Origin of the sequence: Kineococcus esterisolvens (genome assembly GCF_050871405.1) — a bacterium.
Classification (GTDB): Bacteria; Actinomycetota; Actinomycetes; order Actinomycetales; family Kineococcaceae; genus Kineococcus.
In genome coordinates this window covers 1-9219 of sequence record NZ_JBJLRI010000107.1, presented here as the reverse complement: position 1 = coordinate 9219, position 9219 = coordinate 1, and the positions used below count along the sequence as shown (strand labels likewise).

Below are 9219 nucleotides of genomic sequence, written 5' to 3'. Positions count from 1 at the left end.
CCGCACCGCCGGTGCGGCCGGGGAACCCCTGACCGGAACCTCTGAGCGGGTTCCACCTGCCCGGGGTTCCGGTCGCGGTCCGCGCGGTGGGTCCCCTCAGACGAGCTCCCGCTGCGCGAACACCTCCGCCGCGTCGCGCAGCAGCACCGCGGTGCCGGGCCCGTACGCCTCGTAAGTGGCGCGGAAGCGCTCGTCGTCGACGTACATCGCCGTCAGCCCCCGGTACGCCTCGGCGCCGGGGGTCCAGAACTCCGACACCCACGCGTGGTGCCGGCGCAGGAGGTCCTGCACCTCGCGCTCGCCCGGGTCCGCGCCGCGCGCGGCGGCCGCGGCCAGGCCGCGGCCGATCGCGTCGGCCTCCGCGGCGTGCGCGGCGCGGCCCTCCTCCCCCAGCTCGCGCCAGTTCCGCTGCGCCGCCTCGTGGGCGTCGCGGCCCCAGCGCTGCACCACCTCCTCCTCGTAGCGGCTCGCGTCGAACCCCTCGAAGCTCGTCCTCACGTCCAGCTCCTCCCCCGTCTCGGTCCTGCGGATGGTCTCCCGCACCGACGCGGCCAGCCGCGTCAGCCGGGCGGCCTCGGCCTCCAGGAGCCCGGCGTGCTCGCGCAGCGCGGTCACCTCGTCGGTGCGCTCCTCGAGCACACCGGCGATCGCGCTCAGGCCGAGGCCCAGCTCCCGCAGCAGCAGGATCCGCTGGTAGCGGCGCAGCGCGGCGTCGTCGTAGTAGCGGTACCCGTTGGGCCCGACGCGGCTGGGGGCGAGCAGGCCGATGTCGGCGTAGTGCCGCAGCGTCCTGCTCGTCGTGCCGGTCGCCGTCGCGACCTGGTGGATCGTCCACTCCACGGTGCCCTCCTGAACTCCTGCGGCGACGCTAGGGGTTGACGCAGCGGCAGGGTCAAGGCCGCAGCGGCATGGTCGAGGGCACCGGGGAGGCGGCGCGGCGCGCCACGACCCGCTCCGGCTTGACCGTCCGCGGCGGGACGCCGTAGACACGCCGGGAGGAACGCGGAGGGCGCGGAGCGGCCCCGCCCGGGCGGACGGACGGGAGGCTCGTGCGCATCGAACGCGCGGTCGTGGTGCTGCCCGTGCTGGCGTCCGACCTGCCCCTCCTGGACGCCTGCCTGGAGCAGCTGGTGGCCGCCGCCGACGAGGCGTCGGCGGCGGGCGTGCCCACCGTCCTGGCGCCGGCGTGGGCGGTGGGGGCGGGACGGGCCCTGGTGGAGCTGGTGGAGTCGTGGCAGCCGCTGGTGGCGCTCGTCGACGGGGTGGGCCTGGAGCCCGAGCCCGTCCCGGCTGCGCACGGCGGCGACCCGGAGCGGCTGCTCGCCGCCGCCGCCGGGGCGGTGGCCTCGTGGCTGGAGCGGCCGGCCGCGACGGTGCTGCTGACGACGGGGCCGCAGGTGGCCGTGGGCAGCCGGTGGATCACCGAGCACGTGCACCACCACGCCTCGGGTGCGGAGGCGACGACCGGGCCGGTGCGGGGCGCGAACGGCCCGCACCCCGTGCGGCTGAACCTGGCGCTGCGCGCGGACCTGCTGCGCCGCTGCGGGGCCTCGGCCCTGCACGGTGCCGGGGACCGCCCGCTGGTGCACGCGCTGACGCCGTCGGTGGGGGTGCTGACGGCGGGTCAGCCGGCGTCGTCCTGAGCCTCGCGTCCGGTGCGGGGGTCCTCGGCGAGCAGGCGCAGCAGCTCCTGGCGGCAGCGCTCGAGCGCGTCGCCGGCGCGCCGGGCGTCGCCGGGGCGCCCGCTCAGGGCCACCTGCTGCAGCAGGCCGGCGATCTGCTGGACCTGCCGGCCCACCTCGCGGAACTCCCCGCGGGAGGGGCGGCCCTCCACGGTCTCCCACGGCGGCGGGGCGTCGGCCAGCTCGCGCTGGACGACGTCGCGGCCGGCGTCGGTGAGGGTGAACTGCTTGGGGTCGGCGGGGTCGGCGGTGACCAGACCCTCGTCCTGCAGCTGCTGCAGGGTGGGGTACACCGATCCGGGGCTGGGCTTCCAGGCGCCCTCGCTGCGGCGCTCGACCTCGCCGATGATGCGGTAGCCGTTGCTGGGCCCCTCGGCCAGCAGCACGAGCACAGCGGCCCGCACGTCGCCCTTGGGGCGGCGGGGTCCGCCGCGCCCGCGGTGGCCGTGGCCGCCGAAACCCCAGCCGCCGGGGCCGTCCGGACCGGGGCCGAAGCCGCCGAAGACCGCCCGGGCACCTGGCCCGCCCGGCCCGCCCGGCCCGCCCGGGCCGAAGGGGCCGAAGGGGCCGAAGGGGCCGAAGGGGCCCGGCCGGCGGCCGGAGCGGTGTCCGCGGTGCTCGCCGCGGTGGGGGCCCTCGGGGCCCGTGGGGGAGAACTTCACGTCGCAACCTCCGTCGTGGGGGGGCGGCACCATGCCGCCCGATATGTCAACGATACATCGCTGACGTATCGAGTGCTACCCCTCGGGAGGTGGGTGCTCCGTCAGCACGCCCCGCCCGATCGCCACCGCCGGCAGCACCTGCAGCACCGGGAAGCGCTGCAGCAACCGCAGCAACCGCGGCGCCCCCACCGGCGCGTCGCGCTCCAGGGAGGCCAGCAGGACCCGCCGGTGCGCCGCGCGCTGCACCACCTGCGTCAGCGCCACGGGCAACCACCGCCGCCGCTGCACCCGGGCCAGCTCGCGCGGCGAGGGCACCCCGCGGCGCAGCGGGCCGGCCAGCAGGCGGGCCGCGGCCACCGCGTCCTGCACCGCCAGGTTCACCCCCACCCCACCCACCGGCGACATCGCGTGCGCGGCATCGCCGATCACCAGCAGCCCGTCGCGGTACCAGCGCCGCAGCCGGTCGATGCGCACGTGCAGGACGTGCACGTCCTCGAAGCCCGCCAGCTCCTGCACCACCCCGGCCAGCTGCGGCAGCAGGCGGGCGAGGTCCGCGCGGAACGCCGGCAGGCCCCGTGCACGCACCGCGTCCAGCCCCCCGGAGGGCACCACGAAGGCGCACTGCAGGTAGTCCCCGCGGTCCAGGGCGAGGACGAACCGGCCGGCCGACACCCGCGCACCCGCCGGGGGGAGCGCCGCGGCCGCCGGCTTCGGCAACCGGAACCACAGCACGTCGATGCCCGCCCCGAACACCCGCAGCGGCAGGCCGGCGGCCTCGCGCAGCACCGAGCCCCGCCCGTCGGCCGCGACCGTCAGCGCCGCCCGCACCTCGCGCTCCGCACCGTCGGCCGCCGAGCGGTACCTGACGCCGCTCACCCGGCCACCCCGGTGCAGCAGCCCCACGACCTGCGCGCCCGTGCGCAGCTCGAAACCGGGCAACTGCCGGGCCCGCGCGGCGAGGAGGTCCAGGAAGTCCCACTGCGGCACCAGCGCCAGGAACGGGAACCCGCCCGGCAGCCGGGAGAAGTCCGCGACGCCGAACGTCCCGCCGTCGGTGGTGACGCTCACCCGGTCCACCCGCGCGTGCGGCAACCGCAGGAACTCCCCCGCCAGGCCCAGCTCGTCCAGCAGCCGCAGCGTCGAGGGGTGGACGGTGTCGCCGCGGAAGTCGCGCAGGAAGTCGGCGTGCTTCTCCAGCACCAGCACCCGCACGCCCGCGCGCGCCAGCAGCAGCCCCAGCACCACGCCCGCCGGGCCGCCGCCCGCGACGACGCAGGCGACCTCCTCGGCGCTCCCCGCGCCGCCCCGGCCGTCCTGCTGCACCACCGCGCCCCCTGCTCCGGACCGCTCGGCACCGCGGCCCGGCGGTGCCCATCCTGGCGCGGCCGGAGCGCCGGCGGAACCCCCGCGGAACGGGGTTCAGGGGCGGCGGTTCAGCCGGTGGGGGCGCGCGCGGCGTGCCACTCGGCGTTGAACACCCCGCCCAGCAGCACGACGACGGCCGCCAGCCACCCCAGCAGCGCGGCCGCCAGGGCGGTGCCGAGGAACTGCCCGACGGCGCGGACCGCCGCGTCCCCGCCGTCGACGTCCGGGACACCGGGCCCGGCGACCTCCACGTAGAACCGGAACCCCACGGCGAGCAGCGCCAGGCCGGCAGTGGCCAGGGCGGCGCCCGGCAGCGCGTCGCGCCAGCGGGTGTCGGCGTTCTGGCCCACCTGGTAGAGCCAGGCCAGGAACGCGGTGACGAGGGCCCCCAGGACCGGCCAGCGACCCAGCTCCCAGGCCCGGCGGAACGTGCCCCCGGCACCGAGGGCGTCGGCCAGCGCCTGACCGCCGCCGAGCAGCGGGCCCACGACGGCCAGGGCCAGGAACACCGTCGTGACGACGACCGCGGCCAGGGTGAAGACCAGCGACAGCCCCCACAGCCGCAGGAACCCGCGCCGCTCCTCGGTGCGGTAGGCGTCGCCGAGGGTGCGCACCGCCGCCCGGAACACGCGGCTGCCCAGCCAGAGGGCCACCGCGACGCTCGTCAGGGCCACCCCCACCTGCTCCTCGCGCAGCAGCTGCTCGACGAACGGCACCGCCACGTCCCCGGCCAGCTGCGGGCTCAGCGCGGCCTCCACCGCGTCGGTGAGGCGTTCCTCCATCTGCTGCACGACCCCCTGGCCGAGGAACTCGCGCAGCAGGCCCAGGCTGGCCCCGAGCATCGTCACCAGCGGCAGCAGGGACACCAGCAGGTAGTAGGCGATCTCCGCGGCCAGCCCCGGCACCCGCACCTCCACGGCCCGGTGGGCGGCGCGCACGGCGACGAGGGCGGGGTTGCGCCCCCGCACGCGGGCGCGGCGCGCGGCCGCCCCGTCCTCCAGGCGCCGCCAGACCGCGTCCCCGTCGATGTGCACCGGCCCACCCTCTCGCGCCACCGCCCCGCGGGTCGCGGACGGGGCTGCGGGTCCGGGTCGGCCGGGCCGGGTCAGCCGGGTTCGGGCGCGGACCCGGTGGTGGTCCCGAACTCGGCCCGCGCCCACCGCAGGGCCTCGGCCGCCGGCAGCGGACGGGCGAACAGGTACCCCTGCAGCTCGTCGCAGCCCATGGCGCGCAGGCGCTCGGCGGTGTCGGGGTCCTCCACGCCCTCGGCGACGACCACCAGGCCCAGCCGGTGCGCCAGCGCGATGACGGAGGAGACGATGACCTCGTCCTCGGGGTGGGCCAGCAGCTCGGTGACGAACTGGCGGTCCACCTTCAGCTCGTGCACCGCCAGCCCGCGCAGGTGCACCAGGCTCGTCGCGCCGGCGCCGAAGTCGTCCACCGAGACCCGCACGCCGCGCTCGCGCAGGCGCTGCACGGTGCGCCGCGCCCCGGCGGGGTCGATGACGATGGCCGTCTCGGTGATCTCCAGCACCAGCTGCTGCGCCGGCCAGCGGGTCAGCGCCAGGGCCTCCTCGACCATGCCCAGCAGGCCCTCGTCGAGGGTGGCGGCGCTGATGTTCACCGAGATCGTGGTGTCCAGGCCCTGCGCCCGCCACGACGCGACCTGGCGCACCGCCGTCAGCAGCACCCAGCGGGTGAGGGGCTGGATGAGCCGCGTGCGCTCCACCAGGGGCAGGAACGCCGCCGGGGGCAGCAGCCCCCGCACGGGGTGCTGCCAGCGCACCAGCGCCTCGAAGCCGAGCAGCCGCCCGGTGCCGCCGCCGGACACCTTCGGCTGGTAGTGCACGACGAGCTGGTCCTCGTCCATCGCCTGGCGCAGCTGGCCCAGGACCTCCAGCGCGTTCGTGGAGTGCGGGTCCTGGGCGGGGTCGTAGCGCAGCACCCCGGCACGGGCGTGCTTGGCCGCGTACATGGCCACGTCCGCGTGCTGCAGCAGCTCGCCGGCGGAGGAGCCGTCGGGACCGGCCAGGGCGATGCCGATGGTGCCCTGCACGTCCAGGGGGACCTCGCCGGAGGTGAACCCGCCCATGGACAGCCCCACCAGCACCCGCTTCGCCAGCACCTCCAGCTCCTCACCGGTGACGGGGCCGGGCACGAGGACGGCGAACTCGTCACCGCCGAGGCGGGTGACCTGCGACTCCTCCGCGACGGTGCGGTGCAGGACACCGGCGACCTGCCGCAGCAGGGCGTCGCCGGCGGTGTGCCCGAGGGTGTCGTTGACGTCGCGGAAGCCGTCCAGGTCCAGCAGCAGCAGGCCCGGGGCCCGGCCCTCCGCGAGCAGCCGCGCGATCCGCTCGGCGAGGGCGTCGCGGTTGCCCAGGCCCGTCAGCGCGTCGGTGCGGGCCGCCTCGGCGCTGCACCGGTCCCGGCGGCGCACCACGACGACCAGGGCGGCCGCGGCCGCCACGGTCACCAGGACCACGGTCGCCCAGGCGACCCACGCAGTGTCCACGCAGGCCCATCGGCACGCGGGCACCCCGGCCTGAACGGTCCGGCCGGGTGAGAGCCGCCGACCCGGCCGCCGGCGGGCTCAGGGCGCGGCGGGCACGTTCCACCGGCGCAGCACGGGGCGGCCGTGCTCGTGGCCGAGCTCGCTCCAGGTGCCGGCGTCCAGGGCGAACAGCGCCCCGGCGGTCGGCGACAGGCCCAGCCAGCAGGCCGCCAGCACCCGCAGGAAGTGGCCGTGGGCGATGAGCACGACGTCGGCGGCGTCGTCGCCACCCGCCTCCCGCACCGCGGTGGCGGCGCGGTCGAGCACGGTGCGGGCGCGCACCGCGACCTGCTGGACCGTCTCACCGGGGGTGTCGCCGGGCACGACGCCGTCGTGCCAGACCGACCAGGGCCGGCCGAGCTCCTCGGAGATCTGGGCGGTGGTGCGCCCCTCGTAGCCGCCGTAGTCCCACTCGGCGAGGTCGTCGTCGAGCTGCAGGGGCGCGGCGTCGGCCAGGCCGGCGAGCTCGGCGGTTCGGCGCGCGCGGGTGCGCGGGCTGCTGAGGACCAGGCAGGTGCGCCGGCCGGCGAGGACCGGGGCGAGGGCCCGGGCCTGGGCCTCGCCCTCGGCCGTCAGCGGGACGTCGGTGGCACCGGTGTGCTGGCCGGACAGGCTCCAGGCGGTCTGCCCGTGACGGACGACGAGGATGGACACGATCGGGACGGTACGCCGCCCGGCGCTGCGCCGCCGCGCGTGGTGGTGAGAATGTCCCCGTGACCCAGACTGCAGACCCCCGACCCGGTGACCCCTTCGGCGACGTCCTGAGCGCCAACGCCGAGTACGCGCGGACGTTCGTCGACCACGGGCGGCCCGGCGTGGCCGGCCGCGGGCTGGCCGTGCTGACGTGCATGGACTCGCGCATCTCGCCGCTGGAGGTGCTCGGCCTGACCCCCGGCGACGCGAAGATCCTGCGCAACGCCGGCGCCCGCGTCACCGACGACGTGCTGCGCACCCTGGTGCTGGCGACGTACCTGCTGGGCGTCGAGCGCGTGCTGGTGCTCGCGCACACCGACTGCGGGATGACCAAGAACACCGACGCGGACGTGCACGCGAAGGTCCTGGCGCAGGGCGTGGACTCGCGCAGCATCGACTTCCGCACGATCGCCGACCAGGAGGCCACCCTCGTGCACGACGTGCAGCGCATCCGCTCCTGGCCCTTCCTGCCGCCGCGGATGCCCGTCGCCGGCGGCGTGTACGACGTGCGCAGCGGGCGGATCCGGGTGGTCGTGGACGCCGACAGCCCCGCGGCGGAACCGGTGGCCCGCGAGGGCTGAGGGCCCGGGGGCCGGTGAGCGGGGGCGGGCGTGCCCGGGCCGATCCAGTCCATCGAGCGCGCCGCGGCCGTGCTGCGCCTGCTGTCGGGCGCGGGCCGCGGCCTGGGCGTGGTGGAGGTGGGCAACGCCCTGGGCCTCGCCAAGACCACCGCTCACGGCATCCTGCGCACCCTCGTGGACGTGGGGTTCGTCGTGCAGGACGAGGACGGCGACTACCGCGCCGCCCCCGGCCTGGCCGACCTCGGCCGTCCGCGCACCGGGGCCGACGACCTGCGCGCCCACGCGGTGAACTGGGCCGACTCCCTGGCGGCGCGCTCGGGCGAGTCGGTGCGCCTGGCCGTGCTGGCCGGCGACCGGGCGCTCGTGGTGCACCACGTGTTCCGCCCGGACGACAGCGCGCAGGAGCTCACCACCGGCACGAGCCTGCCCGCGCACGCGTGCGCCCTGGGCAAGGTGCTGCTGGCGTCGGCGCCGGTGCGCCTGCGCGGCCGGCTGGCCGCGATGACCGCCCGCACCGTCACCGACGCCGCTGCGCTGCGCCGCACCCTGGCGGCGGTCCGCGCACAGGGGTGGGCGCTGGAGGTGGAGGAGCTGACGCCCGGTGTCGCGGGGGTCGCCGCACCGGTGCGCGACCGCGGGGGCCTGGTCGTGGGGGCCATCGGGGTGCACGGCGACGCCGAGCACCTGGTGGACACCCGCGGGCGGCCGCGGGCGGGCGTGGTGCCCGCGGTGCGGCAGGCCGCGCGGTCGATCTCCCGCGAGCTGGGGGCCCGGGTCGGGTAGCCGGGGCGGGACCGGGCGACGGGCGCGCGGGCCCGCGGGCGGGCACCATCGGAGCAGCACCAGCACCGGACGACCGGAAGGACCTCACCGTGAGCGGTGGACTCGTGGCTCTGCTCGACGACGTGGCGGTGCTGGCGCGCGCGGCCGCCGCCTCCGTCGACGACATCGGCGTCGCCGCCGCACGGGCCAGCGCGAAGGCCGCCGGCGTCGTCGTCGACGACACCGCCGTCACACCGCAGTACGTGCGCGGCCTGGCCGCCGCGCGCGAGCTGCCGATCATCCGGCGCATCGCCGTGGGCTCGCTGCGCAACAAGCTGCTGATCATCCTGCCGGCGGTGCTGCTGCTGAGCCAGTTCCTGCCGTTCCTGCTCACCCCGATCCTCATGGTCGGCGGGGCGTACCTCTGCTTCGAGGGCGCGGAGAAGATCTGGCACAAGCTGCGCGGTCGCGGGCACGCCCACGACGGCGCCGAGGGCGAGCAGCTGCCGGACGAGGACGCCGTCGTGTCGGGGGCCGTGCGCACCGACTTCATCCTGTCCGCGGAGATCATGGTCATCTCGCTCAACGAGGTGGCCGACGAGCCGTTCGTGTCCCGGGCGGTGATCCTGGCGGTCGTCGGGATCGGCATCACCGTCCTGGTGTACGGGGTGGTCGGGCTGATCGTGAAGATGGACGACATCGGGTTGCGCCTGGCCCAGGTCCCCCGCGCGGCCGTGGCCCGCCTGGGCCGGGGGCTGGTCAAGGCGATGCCGCGCCTGCTCACCGTGCTGACCGTGGTGGGGACGGCCGCGATGCTGTGGGTCGGCGGGCACATCCTGCTGGTGGGCGCCGAGGAGCTGGGCCTGAGCGCCCCGTACGAGGCCGTGCACCACGTGGAGGAGGCGGCCCACGAGGCCGCC

10 protein-coding genes are annotated in these 9219 nt (G+C 77.1%); 4 read left to right on the top strand and 6 right to left on the bottom strand.

Annotated elements, in window-relative coordinates:
* Positions 1 to 96: 96 nt before the first annotated feature.
* Positions 97 to 840, bottom strand: coding sequence for a MerR family transcriptional regulator (locus ACRYR8_RS20090; RefSeq protein ID WP_432483402.1), 744 nt, complete (start codon positions 838 to 840; stop codon positions 97 to 99).
* A 209-nt stretch (positions 841 to 1049) separates the two neighbouring features.
* Between ACRYR8_RS20090 and ACRYR8_RS20085 the strand changes: the two genes are divergently transcribed.
* Entirely contained in the window at positions 1050 to 1643 is a 594-nt protein-coding gene (locus ACRYR8_RS20085) for a hypothetical protein (protein WP_432483404.1), read from the top strand.
* Here ACRYR8_RS20085 and ACRYR8_RS20080 read toward each other — a convergent pair.
* The 5 genes from ACRYR8_RS20080 to ACRYR8_RS20060 all read right to left on the bottom strand — a co-directional run bounded on the left by ACRYR8_RS20080 (position 1625) and on the right by ACRYR8_RS20060 (position 6920).
* On the bottom strand, positions 1625 to 2344 hold the full coding sequence (locus ACRYR8_RS20080; protein WP_432483406.1) for a PadR family transcriptional regulator: 720 nt from the start codon (positions 2342 to 2344) through the stop codon (positions 1625 to 1627). The genes ACRYR8_RS20085 and ACRYR8_RS20080 overlap by 19 nt on opposite strands.
* A 75-nt stretch (positions 2345 to 2419) precedes the next feature.
* Positions 2420 to 3670 (bottom strand): FAD-dependent oxidoreductase, encoded by a 1251-nt coding sequence (locus ACRYR8_RS20075; protein WP_432483408.1) that lies wholly within the window; start codon positions 3668 to 3670, stop codon positions 2420 to 2422.
* Between the two features lie 107 nt (positions 3671 to 3777).
* Complete coding sequence (locus ACRYR8_RS20070; RefSeq protein ID WP_432483410.1) at positions 3778 to 4743, bottom strand: YihY/virulence factor BrkB family protein; 966 nt, start codon at positions 4741 to 4743, stop codon at positions 3778 to 3780.
* A 71-nt stretch (positions 4744 to 4814) separates the two neighbouring features.
* Complete coding sequence (locus tag ACRYR8_RS20065) at positions 4815 to 6224, bottom strand: putative bifunctional diguanylate cyclase/phosphodiesterase (RefSeq protein WP_432483412.1); 1410 nt, start codon at positions 6222 to 6224, stop codon at positions 4815 to 4817.
* Positions 6225 to 6302: 78 nt separating this feature from the next.
* Positions 6303 to 6920: a histidine phosphatase family protein gene (locus ACRYR8_RS20060; protein WP_432483555.1), complete on the bottom strand. Its 618-nt coding sequence runs from the start codon at positions 6918 to 6920 to the stop codon at positions 6303 to 6305.
* Between the two features lie 56 nt (positions 6921 to 6976).
* On the opposite strand from ACRYR8_RS20060, the gene ACRYR8_RS20055 reads away from it, so the two are divergent.
* From ACRYR8_RS20055 to ACRYR8_RS20045, 3 genes are all read left to right on the top strand, one after another.
* On the top strand, positions 6977 to 7537 hold the full coding sequence (locus tag ACRYR8_RS20055; protein ID WP_432483414.1) for a beta-class carbonic anhydrase: 561 nt from the start codon (positions 6977 to 6979) through the stop codon (positions 7535 to 7537).
* Between the two features lie 30 nt (positions 7538 to 7567).
* Positions 7568 to 8320: an IclR family transcriptional regulator gene (locus ACRYR8_RS20050; RefSeq protein WP_432483416.1), complete on the top strand. Its 753-nt coding sequence runs from the start codon at positions 7568 to 7570 to the stop codon at positions 8318 to 8320.
* A gap of 89 nt (positions 8321 to 8409) precedes the next feature.
* Positions 8410 to 9219 (top strand): DUF808 domain-containing protein (locus ACRYR8_RS20045; RefSeq protein WP_432486190.1); only part of this gene is annotated, 810 nt, incomplete at its 3' end.